This is a genomic window from Curvibacter sp. PAE-UM (genome assembly GCF_001432305.1).
Classification (GTDB): Bacteria; Pseudomonadota; Gammaproteobacteria; order Burkholderiales; family Burkholderiaceae_C; genus Hylemonella.
Genome location: NZ_KQ483358.1, coordinates 2,826,106 through 2,852,396 on the forward strand (window position 1 = coordinate 2,826,106; position 26,291 = coordinate 2,852,396).

A 26,291-nucleotide genomic window follows, 5' to 3' on the forward strand; every position below is an offset into this window, starting at 1 on the left:
CACTGTTCAGGCCGGGACAGTCGCGCGCCGCGGCATCACGAACAGGCCGCTGCCCGCAAGCTTGGCCTCGCGTTTGGCCAGCGCGGCCTGGGTGGCCACCTCCTCCGCGTCGCGGTAGGCCTGGCACCCGACCTGCACCGCACCGATGGAGACCGTGGTGCAGGGGAAGAAGCGCATGACACCGTGCCGGTCCTCGGCATGGATGCCGCCGCACAGGCGGGCCGCCTCGTCGAAAAGCTCGCGTGCCTGCTGGGCGAATTCGTCAACGATGCGCTCGCAGCGCTGCGCCCAGTCGTCGCTCTGGAACAGGATCATGAAGTCGTCGCCACCCACATGCCCGACGAAGTCGCGCTGCGGATCGCTGTGCGCCACGGCCAGCCGCGCCAGCAGGCGGATCATCTCGTCGCCGCGCCAGTAACCATACTGATCGTTGAAGGGCTTGAAGTTGTTCATGTCGATGTAACAGGCGACGAACTCGCCCTGGCTCTCGATCAGGCGTTTGATGTGCAGGCTGATCGGGATGTTGCCCGGCAGCGAAGTCAGCGGGTTGGCGTGGCGGGCCGCCTCCAGGCGCAGCTCGGTGACCGATCGCACCAGTTGTTCGCCCGTGCCCAGGCCGACGTAACGACCGTTCTCGGTGACGATGAAACCGTCGCTCAGGTAACGCTGGTCCTGCGAGGTCAGGATGCCCACCAGTTCCTCGATGTCGTGGCTGCGCTCGATCAGACGCGGCTGCTGGTTGGCGTGCAGCAGGCAGGACTTCTTGCCGAAGATCTCGCGGAAGTACAGCGTGGCGTAATGGTCCATGAACTGCTGGCGGTTGATGATGGCCTGCGGACGTTCGTCGTCCACCACCGCCACCGCGTGCAGCTCCGGATAGGCCTGGAAGATGGCCGCCACCTCGTCGTTGCTGGCGCGGCAGCCGATCGCAGGCGCATGGATGAGCGAAAGATGGCGCAGCTGCCCCATGCGGGCCACGTAGCGCTGCTCGGGCATCACCGCCACCCGCGTGTCGTGCAGCACCTCCACCGCCGCTGCGAGGATTTCGGGCCGCACCTCGGCCCCCGGGTGTCCCAGGAAATAGCCCTGGCCATAGGCGATGCCGAGATCGCGGATGACACGCAGGTCGGCCTCGTTCTCGATGCCCTCGGCCACCAGTGCCGTGCCGAAGACATCGGCGATCTGCAGCAGGGCCTGCAGGGTCTTGAGCTTGTCAGCGCTGCAGCTGATGTCGCGGCTGAAGTACTTGTCGATCTTGACGATGTCGGGCCGGATCTGCGACCACAGGCGCAGGCTGGAGCGGCCGTCGCCGAAATCGTCGAGCGCCAGCGACAGGCCCACGGCGTGCAGCGCGCGGGCCACCTCGACCAGCCCGTCCATGTCATGCACACGCTCATGCTCGGTGATCTCCAGCACCACCATGCGCGGCGACACCTCCAGGGTGCGCATGGCCCGTGCCAGCGTCTGGGTGCCGTCCACCGCAACGAGACGCTCCAGCGCATGGGCGCTGATGTTGAGGAACAGCCGCCCCGGCTGGCGCTGCTGCCCCCACTGCCGCAGCGCCACGTAGACGCAGTAGAGCTCGAACTCATAGAGCAGGCCTTCGGCCTGGGCTGCGCCCAGCAGCGCATCAGCCGACTGCAGCCGGCTGCCTTGCGGCCCGCGGATCAACGCCTCGTGCGCGTGTACCGTCGCACTCTTGAGATCGACGATGGGCTGGAACACCGGGTGCAGGGCATCGGCCCGCATCAGGCAGGCGAGCGGCCCCTCCCGACCGCTCAGCGCGGAGAGGAATTCATGGGCAAAAAGACGGACGTGGTCAATCATCGGCGGGCGTTGCGCAGCGTGCGCATCCTGCGTCGCAGCGAACAGGGTTTCCTGCATTCCATTCCAGAGGTAGCGCCCCAGCAGGCAGGCAAGACCTTACTGTGCCGGCGCCTCATGTCAGCGGCATGACGGACATGTTTCAGTCCGATGACATGACACCAGGCCGTGTGCGGTAGCGCATTGCCGCGCAGCGAGAAACTATATAAACTGTTTTTTGTTTCAACCCCAACGACGCTCGACCATGCCAGCACCTGTCTCATCCCCCGCCACGCCCACCCGCGGCAAGACCCGAACCACCACCGCCAAAAAAGCAGCGCCCCGCAAGGCCGCGACCGGCAAGACCGCCGTCAAGACCGGCACGGCCCAACCGGTCAAGCAGGTCAAGCCCAAGAAACCCAAGCTGGTGCGCGACAGCTTCACCATCCCCAAGGACGAATACGGTGTGCTGGCCGAGCTCAAGCAGCGCTGCGCCAAGCTGGCACAGCCGAGCAAGAAGAGTGAGTTGCTGCGTGCCGGCATCCAGGCCCTGGCCGCCATGAGCGACAAGAGCCTGCTCGCCGCGCTCAAGGCAATCCCGTCGATCAAGACCGGCCGTCCGAAGAAAGCCTGAAACTCGCAAAGAAATCGTAGCGAGCGGCCCGAGCGCAAGGCGGACGGAGCGCAGCCACCGGAACGTACTTTCTGTACGTGAGGATGGCGACAACGAAGTTGCGGCGTAGGCTAACTTTCGCAAAGCGAAAGTTAAGCGCAGCGGCCGAAGCCAACACCGCCCAACGCAGCGATCGGGTCGCGCAGTAGATTTATTGCGAGTTTTACAGCACGTCGGGCGACTGCACCGACACCAGGGTGGTCTGCGAGATGCCGTCGCGCAGGCGATGGCGCAGCCACCAGACGGCGCCTTTTTTCACGCTGCACTCGCTGCCATGGATGGCGAGCAGACGCGCGATGGTCTGCCCCAGCACCGGCTGGTGCCCGACCACCACGGTGACACCGCGACTGTCAGGCCATTGAACGGCCTGCAACAGTTGCTCGACCGTAGCACCGGGACCCAGTTCCTCGCGCAGCTTGAACTTGCGCCCCAGCGCCAGTGCCGTCTGCTCGGTGCGGCGTGCCGGGCTGACCAGGATGCGGGCACCTTCGGGCAGCTGGCGGTCCAGCCAGCCCGCCATGCGCGCCGCCTGTTTTTCGCCGCGCGGCGTCAGCAAGCGCGCAAGGTCATCCCCACCCGGCTGGGCCTCATGCGCTTCCGCGTGACGCCACAGCAGCAAATCCATCTAGAACTTCCCCGCCCCTGATTTGAGGTCACGTTGGGGTGCAATCGGGATGAGTTGCCCGGCAACATTTCGCAGCATGGGCTGACCGCCCATGCAAGGAATTTGGTGGGAAAATCGCCCGCTCGCACAGCCGGCCGGCTGTGCGCCGTGCGACGGCCCCATAGGGGGCGCAAACGCGACCGCGTTTGCGGCACCCCAACCCGCAGGGCTCATGGTTTTTCGGGTGACCTGCCGCGTTGCAAAACCAGGCAAGGCGTCCAGCCTTGCCTTGGGTTTTGCGCCTTGCATTCCATCCCGAAAAATCATGAGCGTGATCCTCAAATCAGGGGTGGGGAAGTTCTTAGGCTCCACGCGGCTCGCGCAGCGCGTAACGCGCCATGAGTGCGTCCTGGGCGCTGATGGCCGGGCGTCCGGCCGCGGGAACAACCTTGGTGTAGCGCCCGTCCGGCTGCAACTCCCAGCTGCCCTGGGTGTCGCCCATGGCAGCCACCAGGCATTCGTCGACGATGCGCTGGCGCAGCAGCGGGTCCAGCACCGGCCAGGCCAGCTCGACCCGGCGCAGCATGTTGCGGTTCATCCAGTCGGCGCTGGAGAGGTAGAGCTCCTCGGTCTCGCCGGCACGGAAATAGAAGACCCGCGCATGTTCGAGAAAACGTCCGATCAGCGAACGCACGCGGATGTTGCCGGTCTGTCCGGGCAGTTGCGCGGGCAGCATGCAGGCACCCCGCACGATCAGGTCGATCTTCGCGCCTTTCTGTCCGGCGGCGATCAAGGCGCGAATGAGTGCCTCGTCGGTCAGGGCGTTCATCTTGGCGACGATGCGCGCCGGCTGGCCGGCCGCAGCGGCGGCCCCCAGGCTCTCGATCTTCTCCAGCAGCTTGCGGTGCAGCTGGAAAGGCGCCACCCACAGGTGCTTGAGGCGCGGCAGTCGGCTCTGGCCGGCCAGGTGCACGAAGACATGTTCGATGTCGGCGGTCAACCCCGCGTCGGCCGTGAGGTGGCTGAGGTCGGTGTAGAAGCGCGCCGTCGCCGGGTTGTAGTTGCCGGTGGACAGGTGGGCGTAGCGCCGGAAATGCCGGCCCTCGCGTCGTGTCACCAGCATCATCTTGGCGTGGGTCTTGAGACCGACCACGCCATAGAGCACCTGCACACCGATGGATTCGAGCTGCTCGGCCCAGTTGATGTTGACCTCTTCATCGAAGCGCGCCTTGAGCTCCAGCACCACGGTCACTTCCTTGCCGCGGCGCACGGCTTCGCGCAGCAGGTCCATCAGGACGGAGTTGGCACCGGTGCGGTAGATGGTCTGCTTGATGGCCAGCACCTGGGGATCGCTGATGGCCTGGCGCAGGAAGTCCAGCACCCCGTCAAAGCTCTCGTAGGGCTGGTGGATCAGCATGTCGCCACGCTTGAGCTGTTCGAAGATGGACTGCCCGCTCACCAGCTGGACCGGGTAGGACGGCTTGTAGGCCGGGAAGCGCAGGCGCGGCTCGTCCACCAGGTCGACCAGCTGGCCCAGGCGCACCAGATTCACCGGCCCGTGCACGCGGTAGAGCGCGCCCTCGGGCAGCTCGAACTGACGCAGCAGGAAATCCGACAGGTACTGCGAGCAGCCGGCCGAGACCTCCAGCCGCACGGCCTGGCCGTAGTGGCGGTGCTGCAAACCCTGGCGCAGCGCGGTGCGCAGGTTCTTGACGTCGTCCTCGTCCACCGCCAGATCGGAGTGGCGCGTGACGCGGAACTGCGAGAACTGGCTCATGTCGCGCCCGGGGAACAGCTCGGCCAAGTGCGCGCGGATCACGCTGGAGAGCGAGACAAACAGCCGGCGCTTGCCGCACAGCTTCTCGGGCAGGCAGATCAGGCGCGGCAAGGCGCGCGGCACCTTGACGATGGAAACGTCGTTCTCGCGGCCGAAGGCGTCGTGCCCGCCCAGGCGAACGATGAAGTTGAGCGACTTGTTGGCCACTTGCGGAAAAGGGTGGGAGGGGTCGAGCCCCACCGGAATCAGCAGGGGCCGCACCTCCTGCTCGAAGTACTGCTTGACCCAGCGCCGCTGTGCGGTGTTGCGATCGCCGTGCGAGATGATCTTGATGCCTTCCTTCTCGAAGGCCGGCATCAGCTCGTCGTTGTACAGGGCGTACTGGCGCTCCACCAGGCTGTGGATGGCTACCGACATGGCATCGAAGGTCGCCGCGGTGTAGGTGCCCAACTGGTCCTGGCCCTGCTTGGCGCTCAAATGCGGTTCAGCCCGCACCTCGAAGAATTCATCGAGGTTGGAGGACACGATGCACAGGTAGCGCAGGCGCTCCAGCAGCGGCACCTCGGGCCGGCAGGCCCAATCAAACACACGCTCATTGAAGGCCAGGATGCTCTGGTCGCGGTCCAGCAGGGCGGGCACGGTGATGCGTTGGGCGCTTTCGGCAGGCACGGTCAGCTCCAGGCTGGAAGATTGCAAAGTCATGACAGATTGTTTACAGCATAGATGACATTGGTGTGACAGTATCGTCCGATGCCCCGGTCAGGACTGTGGCCTGCCGCACAGGCACCAGATGGGCCAGGAACTGCTGCGCCGCCTGCCCCCAGCTGAAGACCTCGGCCCGCTGGCGCGCCGCATGGCGCGGCACGGCCTGGGCCCGGTACCAGGCCTGCTGCAGGTCCTCGTCAAGCACCCCACCCCGGGCCCGGCCTTCGTGCTGGCCCAGCACTTCCAGCGGTCCATCCACCGGGTAGGCCGCCACGGGTGTGCCGCAGGCCATGGCCTCCAGCATGACCAGGCCGAAGGTCTCGGAGCGGCTGGGCATCACAAACACATCGGCCGCCGCATACACCTGCGCCAGCTCGGCCCGCGGCAGGATGCCCAGCCAGTGCACCCGCTGGTAGCGGGCCTTGAGCGCGGTCTCCAGCGGCCCGACGCCGCAGACGATCTTGCAACCCGGCACATCGAGTTGCAGGAAGGCCTCGATGTTCTTCTCGTAGGAGACCCGCCCCACGAAAAGCGACACCGGCCGGGGCAGATCCTGCAGCCCGGCATACCTGCGCACCTCGTCCTGGTAGGGGAAGAGCCTGAGATCCACGCCGTGCGTCCAGGGCCGCAGATTCCTGAAACCACGCTGTTGCAACAGATTCAGCACGCCTTGCGTGGGCACCAGCACGCCCGAAGATGGTCTGTGGAAGTGGCGGAACAGGGCATACCCCCAGGACAGGGGGACACGCAGCGCAGCCTGCAGGATTTCCGGGAAACGGGTGTGGTAAGCCGTGGTGAAGGCCAGGCCGTGCTTCAGGCAATAAGCCCGCGCCGCCCAGCCCAGGGGGCCCTCGGTGGCGATGTGGATGGCCTGCGGCGCCAGCGCGTCCAGACGCTGGCCGAGCGCCTTGCGTGGGCGCACGGCCAGGTCGATGCCGGCATACCCCGGACAGGGGCGCGTGCGGAACTGGCCGGGGTGGATCACCTCGACCTCATGCCCGGCGGCACGCACCTCACGCACCAGTTCCACCAGCGTGGTGACCACGCCGTTGACCTGGGGCTCCCAGGCATCGGTGACCAGCGCGATCTTCATGCGGTGGCGGCGCGCACAGAGGCGGTCTGCAGGGCCTGGGCCGGTGCCGCCTCGCCCCAGCGCACCAACTCCAGCCGGCCGTCGTGGTGCTCGACCAGGGCCGTCAGGCTTTCGACCCAGTCACCGTCGTTGCAGTAGAGGATGCCTTCGATCTCGCGGATCTCGGCGTGGTGGATGTGGCCGCAGACCACCCCCTGGTGACCGCGCTTTTTCGCCTCGTGCGCCACCGCCTGTTCGAAATCGCTGATGAAGTTGACCGCCTTCTTGACCTTGTGTTTCAGGTAGGCCGAGAGCGACCAGTAAGGCAGGCCGAACTTGGCGCGCAGGTGGTTGAGGTAGCGGTTGAGCTTGAGCGTGAACTCGTAGAGGTTGTCGCCCACATAGGCCAGCCACTTGGCGCACTGGATCACGCCGTCGAAATAGTCGCCGTGGGTGACCCACAGGCGCTTGCCGTCGGCCGTGAGGTGCACGGCATCGTCCACCACCTCGATGCCACCGAACTGGTGGCCGATGAAACCGCGCGCGAACTCGTCGTGGTTGCCCGGCACGAAGACCACGCGGCAGCCCTTGCGCGCGCGGCGCAGCAGCTTTTGCACCACGTCGTTGTGGGCTTGCGGCCAGTACCAGCGCCGGCGCAGCTGCCAGCCGTCGATGATGTCGCCCACCAGATAGAGGTGCTCGCTGGAGCTGGCCCTGAGGAAGTCCAGCAGGTCCTCGGCCCGGCAGCCGGGTGTGCCCAGGTGCAGGTCGGAGATGAAGACGGCGCGGTAGCGCTTGCCGCCGCCCTTGTCGTCGTCATGGTCGTCCTCATGCCCCTGGCGCACCATGGCCTGACCCAGCCAGCTGCTGCGGTGTTCGAGCTCGCTCTTCATCAGGCACCGAAGAAGTGTTTGCGGTAGCGCGCCGGCAGGTCGCTGATGCGCATCAGCATGGGCAGGTCCGCGCTGTTGAAGTCCGGGTCCCAGGCCGGGGCACCGAGCACCTTGGCGCCCAGGCGCAGGTAACCCTTGATCAGGGCCGGCGGCTCCACGTCCAGGCTGCTGTCGAGCTCGTCGACCGGCAGCGCCAGGCGCGGCCAGACCTGGTGCTCGATGGGCGCCATATGGGTCTCGCGCACCTGGCGCCAGATGCTGGCCGCCACGTCGCCGCTGATCACGCCGTTGTGCAGCATGGGGATGCTGGCGCAGCCGATCATGGTGTCCAGCTTGTTGCGCACCATGAACTCGGCCAGCGCACCCCACAGGGCCATGATGATGCCGCCGTGGCGGAAATCCGGGTGCACGCAGCTGCGGCCCAGCTCCACCATGCGCTCGCGCAGGGCGCGCAGGCGCGTCAGGTCGAACTCCAGCTCGCTGTAGGTGCTGCCGATGCGCTGGGCCTGCTCGGGCGTGAGCACGCGGTAGGTGCCGATGACCTGCTGGGTTTCCTGGTCACGCACGATGAGGTGCTCGCAGTAGTCGTCGAACAGGTCCACGTCGTGGCCGGGCACCGTGGTGGACAGGCGCGCGCCCATCTCGCCGACAAAGATGTCGTGCCTCAGGCGCTGCGCCGCACGGACTTCATCGAGGTGGCGCGCCCACGAAACTTCAAAACCGCCGCGCTCTTGCGCAGGGACCGACTGATGAGGGCGGTGAAGTGACCCCCGAGGCATGGCAAGGGGTGACAGCGGGAAAGTGGGGTTCGGTAGTTCTTTCATTTTTTCTCTCCTGTTTTTGATGGCTATGGATCGGTTTGGCGTGTAAAAAAGCCCCGGCTCGGCGGGGCTCGCAAGAAGTCAGGTGGCAACGGCGCCTCCATCACGGCGCCGCTCGACCAGGGTGGCCGTTTCGCCGTCGTGCAAGGTATTGAAGAAGATGAAGCGCCGGTCCGGCGTGCCCACGATGCTGGAGCGCAGGGCGGTCCGCCCCCCGGCGCGGGCCAGTGCCGCCACGGCCAGCGTGCGTGCGCGCAGGCTGTCGGGCATCACCAGCCAGCACCCCTGGCGCTCCAGTATCTCGATGGCACCGTGCAACTCCCCCTGATCCACGAACAGCGCCAGCACACCATGGCGGGGATTGCCGTCCAGCGGCTGGAACAGCAGGCCGGCGGCGCGCTGCCCGGGACTCAGCGCCCAGTGGTGCAGCACCTGAGTACGCCCGGGCTGCGGCAGCCCTTCGTCCCCCTGGAATACGGGCCACCAGCCGGCATCGCGCAGGCGGCCTGCCTCCCGGCCCATGGCCGGGCCGGGCCAGGCCTCGCCTGGTTCACGTGGGGTGGGGGTGCCGTAGTCCTGCATGCCTTGCAGTGTGCGCAGGCTTGATGACGGCTTTGTGGCTGTCGCATGACATCTCCATGACATCGACCACCCGAATCCGACGGGGCTTGCCATTCATTCAATATTTCAAGTATTATTGAAACATGAAAAAGACCAAGACCACCGAAAGCGAGGCCCTGCGCTCCCTGGCGGCACTGGCCCAGGCACAGCGCCTGCGCGCCTTCCGCGCGCTGGTGGTGGCCGGCCCGGCCGGACTCACGCCCGGCCTGCTGGCGGTGCAGCTGGACATCAGCCCCAGCGCCCTGTCCTTCCACCTCAAGGAACTGGTGCAGGCCGGCCTGGCCAGCAGCGAACCCGATGGCCGGCACCTGGTCTACCACGCGAACTTCGCGCAGATGGATGCCCTGCTGGCCTATCTGACTCTGCACTGCTGCCAGGGTGCCAGCTGTGAAGTCACACCGGCAGGCCGCAAGGCCTGCACGCCCGCCGCATGAAGCTGGCCGACACCCTGAACCTCGAGTGTGCCTGCCGCACGCTGGACGCGCAGCAGCTGCGCACCGAGCTGGAGACCACCCCGGCCCTGCGCGGCCTGGTCGATCAGCTCGCGCTGAGCCATCCCCACCTGTTCGCGGCCACCGTCGTCTTCCTGGATCCGAAGACACGCGACGAGATCGAGCAGGCCGTGGCCGCACTCGATCGCGTCTGCGCCCTGCCCGCCTGGCAGGACCACGCCCTCGCAGGCGCCGATGCCCAGACCCGCCAAGACCACGGACCGCAGGGCGTGTTCATGGGCTACGACTTCCACCTCAGCGCCGAGGGGCCCCGGCTGATCGAGATCAACACCAACGCGGGGGGCGCCTTCCTCAACGCGGCGCTGGCACGTGCGCACCGCGCCTGCTGCGGCGCCATGCCGGCTTTCATGGACCCGGCCGGCCAGCTGGACCGGACCGAGGCCGTGATCGTGGACATGTTCCGCAGCGAATGGCAGGCCCAGCGCGGTGAGCGCCCCTGGCGCAATGTGCTGATCGTCGACGACGAGCCGCTGGCCCAGTACCTGGCGCCCGAATTCACCCTGGCGCGCAACCTCTTTGCCGCGCAGGGCCTGCTGGCCGTGGTGGCCGATCCCCGGGAACTGCAGTGGCGCGACGGTGCGCTGTGGCACCCGGCCCTGCCCGCCAACCAGCCGGTGGACCTGGTCTACAACCGCCTGACGGACTTTGCACTGGCCCAGCCCGGCCACGCCGCCCTGCGCTCGGCCTGGGCCGCGGGCGCGGTCGTGCTCACTCCGCACCCGCGCGTCTACACCGTCGCCGCGGACAAGCGCCGCCTGATCGAGCTGTCCGACCCGGCCCGCCTTGAGGCGCTGGGCGTGACCGCGGCCGACCGTGCCCGGCTCGCACGCGTGGTGCCGGCCACACAGGCCGTCACGGCCGAAGGCGCCGAGGCGCTGTGGGCACGCCGGCGCGGCCTGTTCTTCAAACCTGCCACCGGCTTCGGCGCGCGCGCCGCCTACCGCGGCGACAAGCTCACGCAACGCGTGTGGCGCGAGATCGTCGCCGGCGACTACGTGGCCCAGGCCCTGGTGCCGCCCAGCGAGCGTCTGATCAGCGTCAACGGCCAGGCCCAGCGTCTCAAGCTGGACCTGCGCGCCTACGCCTACCGGGGCCAGGTTCAACTGCTGGCCGCGCGCACCTGGTCCGGCCAGACCACGAACTTCCGCACCGAAGGCGGCGGTTTCTCGCCCGTCGTGGTGCTACCCGATTCCCTCCAACCCGACGGCCCCGCCGTTGCCATGTCGTCTGACTCCGCATGAACTCACCTGCCCTGAACGTCCTCTTTCTCTGCACGCACAACTCCGCGCGCAGCATCCTGGCCGAGGCCACACTCAACCACATCGGCGGCGGCCGCTTCAAGGCGTATTCCGCCGGCAGCAGCCCGCGCGAGAACCAGCAACCCAACCCCCTGGGCCTCAAGGCCCTGCAAGCCGTCGGCATCGACACCACCGGCCTGCGCAGCAAGAGCTGGGACGAGTTCGCCGGCGCAAACGCACCGCAGATGGACCTGATCATCACGGTCTGCGACAACGCCGCGGGTGAGGTCTGCCCCATCTGGCCTGGCCACCCGGCCACCGCGCACTGGGGTTATGCCGACCCGTCCGAAGTACAGGGCACGGAAGAACAGCGGCTGGAGGCCTTCCGCCAGACCCTGCTGGCCATCCGCCGTCGCCTGGACCTGCTGGTCAACCTGCCGCCGGAGAAACTGGCCCGCCAGCTGATCCAGACCACGGCCCGTGATCTGTCCGGGAGAACTTGAGATGAGCGCGCAATGTGAAGTGACCGCCAAGCAGGCCGCTGGCGCCCCCATGAGCGTGTTCGAGCGCTACCTCACGGTCTGGGTCATCCTGTGCATCGTGGCCGGCATCGCTCTGGGCCAGCTGATGCCCGAGCTGTTCCAGGCCATCGGCCGCATGGAACTGGCCCGGGTCAACCTGCCCGTGGGCGGGCTGATCTGGGTGATGATCATCCCCATGCTGGTCAAGGTGGACTTCGGCGCGCTGCACGAGGTGCGCCAGCATGTGAAGGGCATCGGTGTCACGCTGTTCGTGAACTGGCTGGTCAAGCCCTTTTCCATGGCCTTGCTCGGCTGGTTCTTCATCCGGTATCTGTTCGCACCGCTGCTGCCGGCCGAGCAGATCGACAGCTACATCGCGGGCCTGATCCTGCTGGCCGCCGCGCCCTGCACGGCCATGGTCTTCGTCTGGAGCCGCCTGACCGGTGGCAACCCGCTGTTCACGCTGACGCAGGTGGCCGTGAACGACAGCATCATGGTCTTCGCCTTCGCACCGCTGGTGGCCTTGCTGCTGGGCCTGTCGGCCATCACGGTGCCCTGGGACACCTTGCTGACCTCGGTCGTTCTGTACATCGTGATCCCGGTGATCCTCGCGCAGCTCTTGCGCGGGGCCCTGCTGGCCCGAGGGCAGGCCACCTTCGACGCCGCGATGCTCAGGATCGGCCCCTGGTCCATCTCGGCCCTGCTGGCCACCCTGGTGCTGCTCTTCGCCTTCCAGGGCGAGGCCATCCTGAAACAGCCGCTGATCATCGCCCTGCTGGCCGTACCCATCCTGATCCAGGTTTTCTTCAACGCAGGCCTGGCCTACTGGCTCAACCGCGCCGTTGGTGAGAAGCACGAGATCGCCTGCCCCTCGGCGCTGATCGGGGCCTCCAACTTCTTCGAGCTGGCCGTGGCTGCCGCCATCAGCCTGTTCGGCTTCAACTCCGGTGCCGCGCTGGCCACCGTGGTCGGTGTGCTGATCGAAGTGCCAGTGATGCTGCTGGTGGTGCGCATCGTGAACCAGTCCAAGGGCTGGTACGAGCGCAGCGACACCGCCTGAACCTCAGGCGCGCAGGGTGGCGGCCAGGCGCTCGGCGCAGCCCTGAGCCTGGGCAGCATCACGCGCCTCCACCATGACGCGTACCAGCGGCTCGGTACCGCTGGCGCGGATCAGGACACGACCGCTGTCGCCGAGTTCGGCTTCCACAGCTTTCGTCTCCGAACCAAGCCGCGTGTTGGCCTTCCAGTCCTGGCCTGGCTGCAAACGCACGTTGATCAGGGTCTGCGGGAACAGGGTCACGCTCGCCAGCAGCTGAGCCATGCTCTGGCCGCTGCGCACGCAGGTCTGCAGCACCTGCAGGGCCGACACCAGGCCGTCACCCGTGGTCTGTTTGTCCAGCGCCAGCAGGTGACCCGAGCCTTCGCCGCCCAGCAGCCACTTGTGCTTGTTCAGTTCTTCCAGCACGTAACGGTCGCCGACCTTGGCGCGCACGAACTGCACACCGCGTTTCTTCAGTGCCACTTCGACAGCCATATTGGTCATGAGCGTGCCCACGACACCGGGCACGTGCTCGTCGCGGCCCAGCCGGTCGTCCACCATCAGGTAGAGCAGTTCGTCGCCGTTGTACAGGCGACCGTTGGCGTCGACCATCATCAGGCGATCGGCATCGCCATCGAGTGCCACACCGTAGTCGGCTTGGTGGGCCTTGACCGCGGCCACCAGCACCTCGGTGTGGGTGGCGCCGACCTCGTGATTGATGTTGAGGCCATCCGGCGCGCAGCCGATGGCGATCACTTCAGCGCCCAGCTCGTGAAAGACCTTGGGGGCGATCTGGTAGGCCGCACCGTGCGCGGCATCCACGACGATCTTCAGGCCCTTGAGCGTGAGGTCCGTCGAGAAAGTGCTTTTGCAGAACTCGATGTACCGACCGGCTGCATCGTCGAGACGGCGCGCACGCCCCAGGCTGGCCGAGTCCACCCAGACCGGCGGCTCGTCCACCGCCGCTTCCACCGCCAGTTCCCACGCGTCAGGCAGCTTGCTGCCCTGGGCGCTGAAGAACTTGATGCCGTTGTCGGGGTAGGCGTTGTGGCTGGCGCTGATGACCACCCCCAGCGAGGCACGCTGGGCGCGCGTCAGGTAGGCAACACCCGGCGTGGGCAGGGGGCCCAGCAGCACCACATCGACACCGGCGGAGTTGAAGCCGGATTCGAGCGCACTCTCCAGCATGTAGCCTGAAATGCGCGTGTCCTTGCCGATCAGCACCACGGGGCGCTCTTCCGTGCGCTTGAGCACACGGCCCACGGCATGCGCCAGGCGCAACACGAAATCCGGGGTGATGGGGGCCTGCCCCACCGTGCCGCGGATGCCGTCGGTGCCGAAGTATTTTCTGCTCATATTTCCATTCCCCTGCTCTGTCTTCGTTATTTAATGCTACTTATTTTATAGCTGCCAGCACCTTCAGCGCCTGAGCGGTTTCCCGCACATCATGGACCCGCACGATGGCCGCGCCCCGCTCCACCGCCAGCAGCGCGGCCGCCACGCTGGGCGCCAAACGCTCGTGCTGGCCTGCCGGCACCGTGCTGCCCGGTGGCGGGCCGGCCACGGCCCCCCGGGAAGATTTGCGTGACCAGCCCGCCAGCAGAGGATAGCCGGCGGCCAGCAGCTCACTCTGGCGCGCCAGCAACGAGAAATTCTGCGCCACCGTCTTGCCGAAACCGATGCCGGGGTCGAGCACGATGCGCTCCCGGGCCACGCCCAGCGCGCGCAAGGCCTGCGCGGCCTCTTGCAGGAAAGCCTGGACGGCCGGCACGACGTCGCCCTCCATGGGCCTGACCTGCATGGTGCGGGGCTCACCATGCATGTGCATCAGGCAGACGCCGCAGTTCGGATGACGGGCGACGACCTGGCGGCCGTCCAGCGGATCGGCCGCAGCCTGCCAGCGTAGGGCCCAGATGTCGTTGACGATGTCGGCCCCCAGGTCCAGCACGGCCTGCATGACCTGCGGTTTGTAGGTATCGATGGAGAGGGGAACGCCGAGCGTGAGCGCCTCGCGTAGCACCGGCAGCACACGCGCCAGCTCTTCGTCCAGCGGCACCTGCACGGCACCCGGGCGGGTTGATTCGCCACCGAGGTCCAGGATGTCAGCGCCGTCCTTGAGCAACTGTTCGCAGTGGACCAGCGCCGCGCGGGTGCTGGCATGACGGCCGCCGTCGGAAAAGGAGTCGGGCGTGATGTTGACGATGCCCATGACCTGCGGCCTGGCCAGGTCGATGGCGTAACGGGTGGTCTGCCAGATCATGGAAAATCGGAGAGGGGCCAAACAAAACGGGGCGCTGGGCCCCGTTTGTGATTATCGCGCCGATCAGGCAGCGGTTGGTGAAGGATCGGTCTTGACCGCCGGTGTGCCACCGGCATCACCACCGCCAGAGTTCGGCGTGCGCGGCGACCAGTCCTTCGGCGGACGCGGCTCCTTGCCGGCCATGATGTCATCCAGCTGCTCGGTATCGATGGTTTCCCACTCCAGCAGGGCCTTGGCCATGGCGTGCATCTTGTCGGCGTTGTCCTCGATCAGCTTGCGCGCCTCGGCGTACTGCTGGTCGATGATACGACGCACTTCGGCGTCGACCTTCTGCATGGTCTGCTCGCTGATGCTGGTGGTCTTGGTCACCGAACGGCCCAGGAACACTTCACCCTCGTTCTCGGCGTAGACCATGGGGCCCAGCGCATCGGTCATGCCATAGCGCATGACCATGTCGCGTGCGATGTGGGTGGCACGCTCGAAGTCGTTGGAAGCGCCGGTGGTCATCTGGTTCATGAACACTTCTTCGGCGATGCGGCCGCCGAACAGCATGCTGATCTGGTTCAGCATGTACTCGCGGTCGTAGCTGTAACGGTCCTTTTCAGGCAGGCTCATGGTCACGCCCAGGGCGCGGCCACGCGGGATGATGGTGACCTTGTGCACCGGATCGCACTTGGGCAGCATCTTGCCGATCAGGGCGTGGCCGGACTCGTGGTAGGCCGTGTTGCGGCGCTCTTCCTCGGGCATGACCATGCTCTTGCGCTCGGGGCCCATGAGGATCTTGTCCTTGGCCTTCTCGAAGTCCTGCATCTCGACCACGCGCGCATTGCGACGCGCGGCCATCAGCGCGGCTTCGTTGCACAGGTTGGCCAGATCGGCACCGCTCATGCCGGGGGTGCCGCGGGCGATGATGGCCGGGGCCACGTCCTGCCCGATCGGGATCTTGCGCATGTGCACATTGAGGATCTGTTCGCGGCCGCGGATGTCGGGCAGCGTGACGTAGACCTGGCGGTCGAAACGGCCCGGGCGTAGCAGGGCGGCGTCCAGGATGTCCGGGCGGTTGGTGGCAGCCACCACGATCACACCCAGGTTGGTCTCGAAACCGTCCATCTCGACCAGCATCTGGTTGAGGGTCTGCTCGCGCTCGTCGTTGCCGCCGCCCAGGCCAGCGCCACGCTGGCGACCGACGGCGTCGATTTCATCGATGAAGATGATGCAGGGCGCGTTTTTCTTGGCGTTCTCGAACATGTCGCGCACGCGGGCCGCGCCCACGCCGACGAACATTTCAACGAAGTCGGAACCAGAGATGCTGAAGAACGGCACCTTGGCTTCGCCGGCAATGCCCTTGGCCAGCAGCGTCTTGCCGGTGCCCGGGGGGCCGACCAGCAACAGGCCGCGCGGGATGCGCCCGCCGAGTTTCTGGAATTTCTGCGGGTCTTTCAGGAAGTCCACGACTTCCTTGACCTCTTCCTTGGCCTCGTCGCAACCGGCCACGTCCGCAAACGTGACCAGGTTGTTGTTCTCATCGAGCATGCGCGCCTTGCTCTTGCCGAAGCTGAAGGCGCCGCCCTTGCCGCCGCCCTGCATCTGGCGCATGAAGTAGATCCAGACACCGATCAGCAGCAGCATGGGGCCCCAGCTGACCAGCAGGGTCATGAGCAGGGAGCCCTCCTCGCGGGGCTTGACGTCGAACTTGACGCCGTTGTTGATCAGGTCGCCGACCAGGCCGCGGTCCAGGTAGGTGGCGGTGGTACGCACCTTGCGATCATCGGTGGTGGTGGCAATGATTTCGGTGCCGCCGGGGCCTTCCTGGATCAGCGCGCTCTTGATGCGATTGCTGCGCACTTCCTCCAGGAAATCGGAGTAGCCCAGCGTGCCGGTCGCGGCGCCACTGCGGGTGTCGAACTGCTTGAACACCGTGAAGAGCACAAGCGCGATCACCAGCCAGACGGCGACTTTAGAAAACCACTGATTATTCAAGTGCAGCTCCAATAGGGATGCCAGGGAAAAACATAGCTTGTACCCATTTTAGGCGTTTCAAGCCTGGGCCCGATTGATTTTGCCTGCGACAGCCATTGATCATGGAGGGGATTTGGGGGCGATTTCACGCTTTACACCCCGCTCCTTTGCGCCACGGGGGAAAAGATCAAGCGGCCGCCACTTGCTTCAGGCCCACGCCCACCAGGAAAGTTTCAGACGAACGGTCGCGCGAAGCCTTGGGTTTGACGGGTTTGACGGTCTGGAAATTGGCCCGGAAGTGCTGGATGATCTCTTCGTAACCCCGGCCGTGGAAAACTTTGGCCACCAGGGCGCCCGAGGGCTTGAGATGGTGCTGGCAGAAATCAATCGCCAGCTCGATCAGGTGCTCCATCCGGGCCGCATCGACCGAGGACACGCCCGAGAGGTTGGGCGCCATGTCCGAGACCACCACATCGGCCTGGCGGCCCTGCAGCAGCTCTTCCAGCCGGGCCAGCACCTCGGGTTCGCCAAAATCACCCTGGATGTACTGCACGCCCTCGATCGGCTCCATGGCCAGCAGGTCCAGGCCGATGATGGTGCCCTTGAGTTCACCCACCGCCGCCCCGCCGGGCGCCATGCGGCGGCGCAGGTACTGGCTCCAGGCGCCGGGGGCGCAGCCCAGGTCCACCACCACCTGGCCGGGTTTGATCAGGCGCAGGGTTTCGTCGATTTCCTTGAGCTTGTAGGCCGCCCGCGCCCGATACCCCTCCTTCTGCGCCAGCTTGACGTAGGTATCGTTGACATGGTCGTTGAGCCAGGCCTTGTTGACCTTCTTGCTCTTGGTATTGACTTTCATTTCTTTCCTTCGGGACGGAACAAGTGTCCCCATCCCAACAATCCAACGATAATACGGACATGCCCGCTATACAACTGACCCCTGCCGAACGCAAGGAATTCCGTGCCGACGCCCATCACCTCGACCCCGTCGTGATGATCGGCAACGACGGCCTGACGGCCGCCGTCAAGAAGGAAACCGACTCTGCCCTCAAGGCCCATGGCCTGATCAAGGTGCGTGTCTTCTCGGATGACCGCGCCGCACGCGAAACCATCTTCCAGACGCTGGCCGAGGAGCTCAATGCCGCCCCCATCCAGCACATCGGCAAGCTGCTGGTGCTCTGGCGCCCCAAGCCGGAGAAAGAACGCGTCGAGGACGAGGACCGCAAACCCGGTCCGCGTGACGTCAAGGTGCTCAAGTTCAGCAAACGCGGCGGTCAGCGCCCCGAAGTCCAGGTGCTGCGCGTGCTGGGCAACCAGCGCCTGACACCCGGCGGCAAGGTCAAGCGGGCCAAGCCCAAGCAGACCAGCGTCAAGAAACGCAGTCAGACCTGACGTTTCCCCAGCCGCCAGAAAGTCAGGGCGGCAAACACCCACTGCGTGAAGTACATGGCACTGCCGATGCGGTGCCAGACCGCCAGGTTCTCCCGCGCCACGATGCGCGGTGCCACCGCGAACTCCGCCAGCAGGGCCAGCAGCAGCCCCCCCACGACGAGCAGCCGGGCGGCGTGCAGCGGAGGAGGGTCCCCCTCCTCCCCTTCTTGCGGACGTGAAGCCAGCAAGAGCAGCAAGGTACAGGCGACGGAGACCCAGGTCTGCGCCGTAAAGAACCTGGCCGCCAGCGTACCGGCCATGGTGCCGGGCAAATGTGCGAACAGCAGCGGCACCACCAGGAACCCGATGGTCGTCAGGCTGCCCCACCAAAGGGCGGCCGCCCAGCGCGGCAAGGCCTGAACGAAACGGGACAGGGGAGCGGAAATGACGTTCACCGGTAGCTGACGCCCACGATCTCGTAGCGCTTGATGCCACCCGGCGCCTGCACCTCGGCCGTGTCGCCCTCTTCCTTGCCGATCAGGGCACGGGCGATGGGGCTGCCGACGTTGATCAGGCCCAGCTTGAGATCGGCTTCGTCCTCGCCCACGATCTGGTAGGTCACCGCGTCGCCGGTGGATTCATCTTCCAGCTTGACCGTGGCACCGAACACCACCTTGCCGCCGGCATCGATGGAGGTCGGGTCGATGACCTGGGAGGCGGAGAGCTTGCTCTCGATTTCCTGGATGCGGCCTTCGATGAAACCCTGGCGATCCTTGGCGGCATCGTATTCGGCGTTCTCGCTCAGGTCGCCCTGGGCGCGCGCTTCGGCAATGGCATTGATCACCCCAGGGCGATCCACCGTCTTGAGACGGTGCAATTCGGCCTTGAGCTTTTCAGCGCCGCGGGTCGTGATCGGAATGGTGGCCATGTCTCTGAGTTCTTAAGGGGTAAAAGTAAAGGGGACAGACCGGCGCCCGGCGCCAGCCTGCCCCCGGCAGGTGGGGATGCTCTGCGCGGATTTTAGCAGTGCGCGTTCGAGTCCAAAACGGGATGATTTGACCGCCAACACCACGCAGCGTGTGCTGCAGCACACGCAAGGGGTTTGGTGGGCAAAGGGCCCGTTTTGGTTCGAACCCGTAGGGGCGTGGTTTTGCGGGCGATCCGCGGCGTTGCAAAACCAGGCAAGCCGTCCAGGCTTGCCTTGGGTTTTGCGCCTTGCGGCTCATCCCGCAAAACAACGCCGCGCGCCGCTAAAACCCACGCAGAGCATCCCTTGATTTATGCCAGTTGGGCGTGCAGTTCCTGGACCGAGTACACGTCCAGATTGTCCATGTACTTCATGCCCTCGACGGCCGCTTCCGCGCCGGCGATGGTGGTGAAGGTGGTCACCCGGGCCAGCAGGGCCGAGGTTCGGATGTAGCGCGAATCGGCAATGGCGTTGCGACGCTCTTCCACCGTATTGATGACCAGGGCGATTTCCTCGTTCTTGATCATGTCCACGATGTTGGGGCGGCCCTCGGTCACCTTGTTGACGACCTCGCAGGCCAGGCCGGCGGCCTCGATGGCCGCCGCCGTGCCCTTGGTGGCCACGATGGTGAAACCCAGGGCGATCAGGCCCCGGGCCACGGCCACGGCGCGCGGCTTGTCGCTCTGCTTGACCGACAGGAAAACCCGTCCGGAGGTGGGCAGGCGGGTACCGGCACCGAGCTGCGACTTGACGAAGGCCTCACCAAAGGTCTTGCCCACGCCCATGACCTCACCGGTGGACTTCATCTCGGGGCCGAGGATGGTGTCCACGCCAGGGAACTTGACAAAGGGGAACACGGCCTCCTTCACGCTGAAGTAGGGCGGGGTCACTTCCTTGGTGATGCCCTGCGAGGCCAGGGTCTGGCCGGCCATGCAGCGGGCCGCCACCTTGGCCAGCTGGATGCCGGTGGCCTTGGAGACGAAAGGCACAGTGCGCGAGGCGCGCGGGTTCACTTCCAGCACGAAGATCACGTCCTGGCCGTCCTGTTTCTGGATGGCGAACTGCACGTTCATCAGGCCGACCACGTTGAGCGCGCCGGCCATGGCCGCGGTCTGGCGCTTGATCTCGTCCACGGTGGCCTGGGACAGTGAGTACGGCGGCAGCGAGCAGGCGGAGTCGCCACTGTGCACGCCGGCCTGCTCGATGTGCTCCATCACGCCGCCGATGAAGGTCTTGCCCTCGGGATCACGCAGGCAATCCACGTCGCACTCGATGGCGTCGTTGAGGAAACGGTCCAGCAGCACGGGGCTGTCGTTGCTGACCTTGACGGCCTCGCGCATATAGCGCTCCAGGTCGCGTTGCTCATGGACGATCTCCATGGCGCGGCCGCCCAGCACGTAGCTGGGGCGCACCACCAGCGGGTAGCCCAGGGTCGCGGCCTTTTCCAGCGCCTCGGCTTCCGTGCGCGCGGTGGCGTTGGGCGGCTGTTTCAGGTTCAGCGTGCGCAGCAGCGCAGAGAAGCGCTCGCGGTCTTCGGCCGCGTCGATCATGTCCGGGCTGGTACCGATGATCGGCACGCCTTCGGCTTCCAGGCCCAGGGCCAGCTTGAGCGGGGTCTGGCCGCCGTACTGCACGATCACACCGGTGGGCTTTTCCTTGTCCACGATCTCCAGCACGTCTTCCAGCGTCAGCGGCTCGAAGTAGAGGCGGTCCGAGGTATCGTAGTCGGTGGACACGGTTTCGGGATTGCAGTTGACCATGATGGTCTCGTAGCCGTCTTCGCGCATGGCGAGAGCCGCATGCACACAGCAGTAATCGAACTCGATGCCCTGGCCGATGCGGTTGGGGCCGCCGCCAAGCACCATGATCTTCTTCTTGCTCGTCGGCTCGGCCTCGCACTCGTCCTCGTAGGTGGAGTACATGTAGGCGGTGTTGGTCGCAAACTCGGCAGCACAGGTGTCCACGCGTTTGTAGACCGGCCGCACCTTGAGGGCGCGGCGTGTATCGCGCACGGCCTTCTCGCTGGTCTTGAGCAGTTTGGCCAGGCGACGGTCCGAGAAACCTTTTTTCTTCAAGGCGCGCAGCGTGACGGCGTCCAGCGCGGCCAGTGCCTTCTCACCCTTCTCGGCGGCCAGCTTGTCCAGATCGAGTTCGATTTTCACGATCTCTTCGATCTGCACCAGGAACCACTTGTCGATCTTGGTCAGGTCGTAGACCTCGTCCACCGACAGGCCCATGGCAAAGGCGTCGCCCACGTACCAGATGCGCTCGGGGCCGGGTTCGCCCAGCTCCTTCTCGAGCACCTCGCGGTCCTGGGTCTTTTCGTTCATGCCGTCGACACCGACTTCCAGGCCGCGCAGGGCCTTCTGGAAAGACTCCTGGAAGGTACGGCCCATGGCCATGACCTCGCCCACCGACTTCATCTGGGTGGTCAGGCGGCTGTCGGCCGTGGGGAATTTCTCGAAGGCGAAACGCGGAATCTTGGTGACCACGTAGTCGATGCTGGGCTCGAAGCTGGCCGGCGTGGCGCCGCCCGTGATGTCGTTGCGCAGCTCGTCCAGGGTGTAACCCACGGCCAGCTTGGCCGCGACCTTGGCGATCGGGAAACCCGTGGCCTTGGACGCCAGCGCCGAGGAACGGCTCACGCGCGGGTTCATCTCGATCACGATCATGCGCCCGTCTTTGGGGTTGATCGAGAACTGCACGTTCGAGCCGCCCGTGTCCACACCGATTTCACGCAGCACCGCCAGCGAGGCGTTGCGCATGATCTGGTATTCCTTGTCGGTCAGGGTCTGGGCAGGCGCCACGGTGATGGAGTCACCGGTGTGCACGCCCATGGGGTCCAGGTTCTCGATCGAGCAGACGATGATGCAGTTGTCGGCCTTGTCGCGCACGACCTCCATCTCGTACTCTTTCCAGCCCAGCAGCGACTCTTCAATGAGCAGCTCCTTGGTCGGCGAGGCCTCCAGGCCACGCTTGCAGATCACCTCGAACTCTTCCGGGTTGTAGGCGATGCCGCCGCCGGTGCCGCCCAGCGTGAAGCTGGGGCGGATGACAGTGGGGAAACCCACGGTCTTCTGCACGGCCCAGGCTTCTTCCATGCTGTGGGCGATGCCCGAGCGCGCCGAACCCAGGCCGATCTTGGTCATGGCCTGCTTGAACTTCTGGCGGTCTTCGGCCTTGTCGATGGCCTCGGGCGTGGCGCCGATGAGTTCGACCTTGTATTTTTCGAGCACGCCGTGGTGCCACAGGTCCAGCGCGCAGTTCAACGCGGTCTGGCCACCCATGGTCGGCAGGATGGCGTCGGGCTTTTCCTTGGCGATGATCTTCTCGACCGTCTGCCAGGTGATGGGCTCGATGTAGGTGACGTCGGCCGTGGCCGGGTCGGTCATGATCGTGGCGGGGTTGCTGTTGATCAGGATGACCTTGTAACCCTCTTCGCGCAGGGCCTTGCAGGCCTGCACGCCGGAGTAGTCGAACTCGCAGGCCTGGCCGATGATGATCGGACCGGCGCCGATGATCAGGATGCTCTTGATGTCTGTGCGCTTGGGCATGTTATTTCTTCTCCATCAGTGCCGTGAAGCGATCAAACAGGTAGGCAATGTCGTGCGGGCCGGGCGAAGCTTCCGGGTGGCCCTGGAAGCAGAAGGCCGGCTTGTCGGTGCGGGCCAGGCCCTGCAGTGTGCCGTCGAACAGGCTCACGTGGGTGGCACGCAGGTTGGCGGGCAGCGATTTCTCGTCCACGGCGAAACCGTGGTTCTGACTGGTGATGGACACACGGCCACTGTCCAGGTCTTTCACCGGGTGGTTGGCGCCGTGGTGGCCAAACTTCATCTTGAAGGTCTTGGCGCCCGAGGCCAGCGCCATGATCTGGTGACCCAGGCAGATGCCGAAGGTCGGGATACCGGTCTCGATCAGCTCGCGTGCAGCTTTGATGGCGTAGTCGCAGGGCTCCGGATCACCGGGACCGTTGGAGAGGAAGATGCCGTCCGGCTTGTGCTTGAGCACCTCGGCCGCGGGCGTCTGTGCCGGCACCACGGTGACCTTGACGCCGCGGGAGGCCAGCATGCGCAGGATGTTCTTCTTGACGCCGAAGTCATAGGCCACGACATGGAACTTGGGCTTGTCCAGTGTGCCGTAACCCGAACCCAGTTGCCATTCGGTCTGGGTCCAGTCGTAACCCTTGGCGGTCGTGACCACCTTGGCCAGATCGAGGCCGGCCATATTGGGTGCGCCCTTGGCAGCGGCAATCGCCTGGTCGATCAGCGCCTGGGTCACCGGCTGGCCAGCGGCCAGCGCGACGATGGCGCCGTTCTGCGCGCCCTTGCTGCGCAGGTGGCGGGTCAGCTTGCGGGTGTCGAGGTTGGCAATGGCCACGGTCTTCTCGCGCACCAGGTACTGAGAGAGCGTCTCGGTGCTGCGGAAGTTGGACGCCAGCAGGGGCAGGTCCTTGATGATGAGGCCGGCGGCATGGATCTTCTCGGCTTCGATGTCCTCGGGGTTGATGCCGTAGTTGCCGATGTGCGGATACGTGAGGGTCACGATCTGCCGGCAGTAACTCGGATCAGTGAGGATTTCCTGGTAGCCGGTCATGGCGGTGTTGAACACCACCTCGCCGACCGTGGTGCCGGTGGCACCGATGGAATTGCCGATAAAGACCGTGCCGTCTGCGAGCGCCAGAATGGCGTGAGGGGTGGTTCCCTGGAGAGACAAAAGCACTGGGTACTCCGTTGGTTACGGGCGCGCCCACGCACTTACAGGAACGGGTCCTGGCTGCTGCTTTTGAGAGGGATGTTCGGCCTGAAATGCGCTGGGGCGGCTGGATTTCTGAACAGTTCAAGATTATAGCTTAGGGCCGATGTCCCCTCGCAGCCTTCGCCTTGCACGGGCCGCCTTGAAACCGCAGCAAGAAACGATTCAGGTCGCAGCGACCGCCACGGCGCTGGCGTGCAGGCAGATGGCCGCAGCGGCGGCCACGTTGAGCGACTCCTCACCGCCGGGCTGGGCGATGCGCACGGAGAATGCGGCGCGGGCCATCAGCTCGGCGCCCACGCCCTGCCCTTCGTGGCCCAAAGCCCAGGCGCAGGGCCAGGGCAAGGTCTGCCGGTGGATCAGTTCACCCTGGTGCGAGCTGGTGACGATGATGGGCACGGCCAGCTCATCGAGCACCACTGGCTCCACACTCTCGACCAGACGCAGTGCGAAATGCGCGCCCATGCCGGCGCGTAGCACCTTGGGACTCCACAAGGCCGCGGTGCCCTTGAGGGCAATCACCTGCTGGAAACCGAAGGCCGCCGCACTGCGCAGGATGGATCCCACGTTGCCGGCGTCCTGCACGCGGTCGAGGATGACCGAGGCCAAGCCGGACTGCAAAGCCACGTCAACCGGCAGGTCAAACACAAAACCCAGACGCGCCGGCGATTCCAGGCCGCTGAGGCCGTCGAACAGCGCATCGGGCACCAGGAGGGTCTTGGCCGCAGACGCACCGAACTCAGCCGCCCAAACCGGCCAGGCCGATTCGGCGAACACGGCGATGGCTGGCTGGCGCCCACGCTGCAAGGCAGCGCGGCAGAGATGATCTCCCTCGATCCAGAAACGCCCTGCCTTGCGATAGGCCGTGCTGTCCTGCGCCAGGCGGCGCAACTCCTTGAGCAAGGGGTTGTCGCGCGAACTGATGGAGACCGGCTCTTGGCTCACCTCAACACCTCCGTCACCGGCGCAAAAGTCTTGCGGTGCTGTGGGCAGGCGCCGTGCGCGCGCAAGGCCGCCAGGTGCTCGGCCGTACCGTAGCCCTTGTGCGCAGCAAAGCCGTACTGCGGGAACTCGCGGTCGTATTCTGCGCACCAGCGATCGCGGTGCACCTTGGCCAGGATGGATGCGGCGGAAATCGCCGGCACCGTGGCGTCGCCCTTCACGATCGCCTCGGCCAGCACGTCCAGCACCGGCAGGCGGTTGCCGTCCACCAGCACCTTGGCGGGCTTGAGGCGCAGGCCCTCGACGGCACGGCGCATGGCCAGCAGCGTGGCCTGCAGGATATTCAGCGTGTCGATCTCTTCCACGCTGGCTTCGGCGATCGAGCAGCACAGGGCCTTGGCGCGGATCTCGTCGTACAGCTTCTCGCGACGCGCGGCCGTGAGCTTCTTGGAATCGGCCAGGCCGGCGATGGGGTTCAGCTCATCCAGGATGACGGCGGCCGCCACCACCGGGCCGGCCAGCGGGCCGCGGCCGGCCTCATCCACCCCGGCGATCAAACCCGGGGTGTCCCACATCAGCGTGGCCTGTTCAGCCTGCAAGAACTTGCGCGATCGCATCGGCAGCCAGTTTAGGTGTGTCGCGCTGCAATTCGGCATGCAGTGCCGTGAAGGTCTGCTCCAGCGCCGCGACACGTTCGGGCGCGTCCAGCCACTGCAGCGTGGCAGCAGCCAGCTTCTCAGGCGTGGCGTCATGCTGCAAGAGCTCGGGCACGACGAAATCGCGGCACAGGACGTTAGGCAGGCCGACCCAAGGCTGCAGCTGCTTGCGCTTCATGATCTGGTAGGTCAGCCAGTTCACGGCATAGGAGATCACCATGGGCCGCTTGAACAGGGCGGCCTCCAGGGTGGCCGTGCCGCTGGCGATCAGGGTCACGTCACAGGCCGCCAGCACGGTGTGGGACTGACCGTCGAGGATGCGCAGGCGCCCTTCCATGCCCGCGGCGCGGGCGGCTTGCTCGATGCGCGCGCGCAGGGCGGGAATGGCCGGCACGATGAATTGCAGCTGCGGGCGGGACTGGAGCATCAGGGCCGCCGCACGGAAGAAACGTTCAGCCAACTGCTTGATCTCGCCCGCTCGGCTGCCTGGCAGGATGGCGACAAGCCGCGCATCAGTCGACACACCCAACGTCGCGCGTGCGGCGGCGCGGTCAGGTTGCAGGGGAATCACATTGGCCAGCGGATGACCGACATAGGTCGCGGCGATGCCGTTCCGGGCCAGAAACTCCACTTCAAAAGGGAAGATGCACAGGACGTGGTCCACGCTGGCCTTGATCTTGTGCACGCGCTCGGGACGCCAGGCCCAGATGGAGGGACAGACGAAGTGCACGGTGCGGATGCCGGCCGCGCGCAGGTCGCGTTCGAGATCCAGATTGAAGTCAGGGGCATCGACGCCGATGAAGACATCGGGCCGGTCCTGCAGCAGTCGCTGGCGGAGCTGGTCGCGGATACCCACCAACTCACGGTAATGGCGCAGCACCTCGACATACCCGCTCACAGCCAGCTTGTCGCTGGGCCACCAGGCCTCGAAGCCGCGCCGGGCCATCTGCGGCCCGCCGATGCCCAAAGTACGGACCTCCGGCCAGCGGGCCTTCAGGCCATCGAGCAGCAGACCGGCCAGCAAGTCGCCGGAAGTCTCCCCGGCAACCATGGCGACTCCAGGAGCCCCCACGCTTGCCACTTCGTGTGCTGCGCTGGACGTGTCGCT

The 26,291-nt window shown here is 65.9% G+C and carries 24 protein-coding genes; 6 read left to right on the plus strand and 18 right to left on the minus strand.

The features are described from left to right. Window positions 1-6: 6 nt before the first annotated feature. Entirely contained in the window at window positions 7-1,827 is a 1,821-nt protein-coding gene (locus tag AO057_RS13625; protein WP_057677302.1) for a GGDEF domain-containing protein, read from the minus strand. Window positions 1,828-2,068: 241 nt separating this feature from the next. On the opposite strand from AO057_RS13625, the gene AO057_RS13630 reads away from it, so the two are divergent. After that, window positions 2,069-2,437: a hypothetical protein gene (locus tag AO057_RS13630; RefSeq protein WP_082605565.1), complete on the plus strand. Its 369-nt coding sequence runs from the start codon at window positions 2,069-2,071 to the stop codon at window positions 2,435-2,437. Between the two features lie 202 nt (window positions 2,438-2,639). Here the strand turns inward: AO057_RS13630 and AO057_RS13635 are convergent, their stop codons facing one another. The 6 genes from AO057_RS13635 to AO057_RS13660 form a co-directional block, all read right to left on the minus strand. Continuing rightward, the gene (locus tag AO057_RS13635; protein ID WP_057676464.1) at window positions 2,640-3,101 is read right to left on the minus strand and encodes a SixA phosphatase family protein; all 462 of its coding nucleotides are present in this window, start codon (window positions 3,099-3,101) and stop codon (window positions 2,640-2,642) included. Window positions 3,102-3,441: 340 nt separating this feature from the next. Continuing rightward, window positions 3,442-5,559 carry a polyphosphate kinase 1 gene (gene ppk1, locus AO057_RS13640; RefSeq protein WP_082605566.1) on the minus strand — a complete coding sequence of 706 codons (2,118 nt, stop codon included), beginning with the start codon at window positions 5,557-5,559 and terminating at the stop codon, window positions 3,442-3,444. Window positions 5,560-5,569: 10 nt separating this feature from the next. Beyond that, the gene (locus AO057_RS13645; protein WP_057676465.1) at window positions 5,570-6,655 is read right to left on the minus strand and encodes a glycosyltransferase family 4 protein; all 1,086 of its coding nucleotides are present in this window, start codon (window positions 6,653-6,655) and stop codon (window positions 5,570-5,572) included. Beyond that, a complete protein-coding gene (locus AO057_RS13650) occupies window positions 6,652-7,482 on the minus strand; it encodes a UDP-2,3-diacylglucosamine diphosphatase (RefSeq protein WP_240480833.1) in 831 nt (276 codons plus the stop codon). The genes AO057_RS13645 and AO057_RS13650 overlap by 4 nt, the downstream gene beginning before the upstream one ends. Before the next feature lie 44 nt (window positions 7,483-7,526). Next, on the minus strand, window positions 7,527-8,351 hold the full coding sequence (locus tag AO057_RS13655; RefSeq protein ID WP_057676467.1) for a GNAT family N-acetyltransferase: 825 nt from the start codon (window positions 8,349-8,351) through the stop codon (window positions 7,527-7,529). 78 nt (window positions 8,352-8,429) lie between these two features. After that, window positions 8,430-8,930: a hypothetical protein gene (locus AO057_RS13660; RefSeq protein WP_057676468.1), complete on the minus strand. Its 501-nt coding sequence runs from the start codon at window positions 8,928-8,930 to the stop codon at window positions 8,430-8,432. A 122-nt stretch (window positions 8,931-9,052) separates the two neighbouring features. Here AO057_RS13660 and AO057_RS13665 point away from each other — a divergent pair, with 122 nt between their 5' ends. Genes AO057_RS13665 through arsB form a run of 4 tightly spaced genes read left to right on the plus strand, consistent with a single transcriptional unit; the run spans window position 9,053 to window position 12,300 of the window. Then, a complete protein-coding gene (locus AO057_RS13665) occupies window positions 9,053-9,403 on the plus strand; it encodes an ArsR/SmtB family transcription factor (RefSeq protein ID WP_057676469.1) in 351 nt (116 codons plus the stop codon). Next, window positions 9,400-10,722: a hypothetical protein gene (locus AO057_RS13670; protein ID WP_057676470.1), complete on the plus strand. Its 1,323-nt coding sequence runs from the start codon at window positions 9,400-9,402 to the stop codon at window positions 10,720-10,722. The genes AO057_RS13665 and AO057_RS13670 overlap by 4 nt, the downstream gene beginning before the upstream one ends. After that, window positions 10,719-11,222, plus strand: coding sequence for an arsenate reductase ArsC (locus AO057_RS13675; protein WP_057676471.1), 504 nt, complete (start codon window positions 10,719-10,721; stop codon window positions 11,220-11,222). Before AO057_RS13670 ends, AO057_RS13675 begins: the two co-directional genes overlap by 4 nt. Before the next feature lies 1 nt (window position 11,223). Continuing rightward, the gene (arsB, locus tag AO057_RS13680) at window positions 11,224-12,300 is read left to right on the plus strand and encodes an ACR3 family arsenite efflux transporter (RefSeq protein ID WP_057676472.1); all 1,077 of its coding nucleotides are present in this window, start codon (window positions 11,224-11,226) and stop codon (window positions 12,298-12,300) included. A gap of 3 nt (window positions 12,301-12,303) precedes the next feature. Here arsB and glmM read toward each other — a convergent pair whose 3' ends face one another. The 4 genes from glmM to AO057_RS13700 form a co-directional block, all read right to left on the minus strand. Continuing rightward, window positions 12,304-13,635, minus strand: coding sequence for a phosphoglucosamine mutase (gene glmM / locus AO057_RS13685; protein WP_057676473.1), 1,332 nt, complete (start codon window positions 13,633-13,635; stop codon window positions 12,304-12,306). Window positions 13,636-13,675: 40 nt separating this feature from the next. Next, the gene (gene folP / locus AO057_RS13690) at window positions 13,676-14,539 is read right to left on the minus strand and encodes a dihydropteroate synthase (protein ID WP_057676474.1); all 864 of its coding nucleotides are present in this window, start codon (window positions 14,537-14,539) and stop codon (window positions 13,676-13,678) included. A 63-nt stretch (window positions 14,540-14,602) separates the two neighbouring features. Further along, window positions 14,603-16,519, minus strand: coding sequence for an ATP-dependent zinc metalloprotease FtsH (gene ftsH / locus AO057_RS13695; RefSeq protein ID WP_057677304.1), 1,917 nt, complete (start codon window positions 16,517-16,519; stop codon window positions 14,603-14,605). 166 nt (window positions 16,520-16,685) lie between these two features. Beyond that, on the minus strand, window positions 16,686-17,354 hold the full coding sequence (locus tag AO057_RS13700; RefSeq protein WP_057676475.1) for an RlmE family RNA methyltransferase: 669 nt from the start codon (window positions 17,352-17,354) through the stop codon (window positions 16,686-16,688). Window positions 17,355-17,413: 59 nt separating this feature from the next. On the opposite strand from AO057_RS13700, the gene AO057_RS13705 reads away from it, so the two are divergent. Beyond that, the gene (locus AO057_RS13705) at window positions 17,414-17,887 is read left to right on the plus strand and encodes a YhbY family RNA-binding protein (protein ID WP_057676476.1); all 474 of its coding nucleotides are present in this window, start codon (window positions 17,414-17,416) and stop codon (window positions 17,885-17,887) included. Here AO057_RS13705 and AO057_RS13710 read toward each other — a convergent pair. From AO057_RS13710 to lpxB, 7 genes are all read right to left on the minus strand, one after another. Further along, a complete protein-coding gene (locus AO057_RS13710) occupies window positions 17,878-18,321 on the minus strand; it encodes a DUF4149 domain-containing protein (protein WP_240480788.1) in 444 nt (147 codons plus the stop codon). The genes AO057_RS13705 and AO057_RS13710 overlap by 10 nt on opposite strands. Beyond that, a complete protein-coding gene (gene greA / locus AO057_RS13715) occupies window positions 18,318-18,794 on the minus strand; it encodes a transcription elongation factor GreA (protein WP_057676477.1) in 477 nt (158 codons plus the stop codon). The genes AO057_RS13710 and greA overlap by 4 nt, the downstream gene beginning before the upstream one ends. 350 nt (window positions 18,795-19,144) lie before the next feature. Beyond that, the gene (carB, locus tag AO057_RS13720; protein ID WP_057676478.1) at window positions 19,145-22,387 is read right to left on the minus strand and encodes a carbamoyl-phosphate synthase large subunit; all 3,243 of its coding nucleotides are present in this window, start codon (window positions 22,385-22,387) and stop codon (window positions 19,145-19,147) included. 1 nt (window position 22,388) lies between these two features. Further along, the gene (gene carA / locus AO057_RS13725) at window positions 22,389-23,552 is read right to left on the minus strand and encodes a glutamine-hydrolyzing carbamoyl-phosphate synthase small subunit (protein WP_205630030.1); all 1,164 of its coding nucleotides are present in this window, start codon (window positions 23,550-23,552) and stop codon (window positions 22,389-22,391) included. Window positions 23,553-23,750: 198 nt separating this feature from the next. Further along, window positions 23,751-24,530, minus strand: a complete 780-nt coding sequence (locus tag AO057_RS13730) for a TrmH family RNA methyltransferase (protein ID WP_057676480.1) — start codon at window positions 24,528-24,530, stop codon at window positions 23,751-23,753. Further along, complete coding sequence (gene rnhB / locus AO057_RS13735; RefSeq protein ID WP_057676481.1) at window positions 24,527-25,144, minus strand: ribonuclease HII; 618 nt, start codon at window positions 25,142-25,144, stop codon at window positions 24,527-24,529. Before rnhB ends, AO057_RS13730 begins: the two co-directional genes overlap by 4 nt. Beyond that, window positions 25,116-26,234 carry a lipid-A-disaccharide synthase gene (lpxB, locus tag AO057_RS13740; protein WP_057676482.1) on the minus strand — a complete coding sequence of 373 codons (1,119 nt, stop codon included), beginning with the start codon at window positions 26,232-26,234 and terminating at the stop codon, window positions 25,116-25,118. The genes rnhB and lpxB overlap by 29 nt, the downstream gene beginning before the upstream one ends. Window positions 26,235-26,291 lie beyond the last annotated feature (57 nt).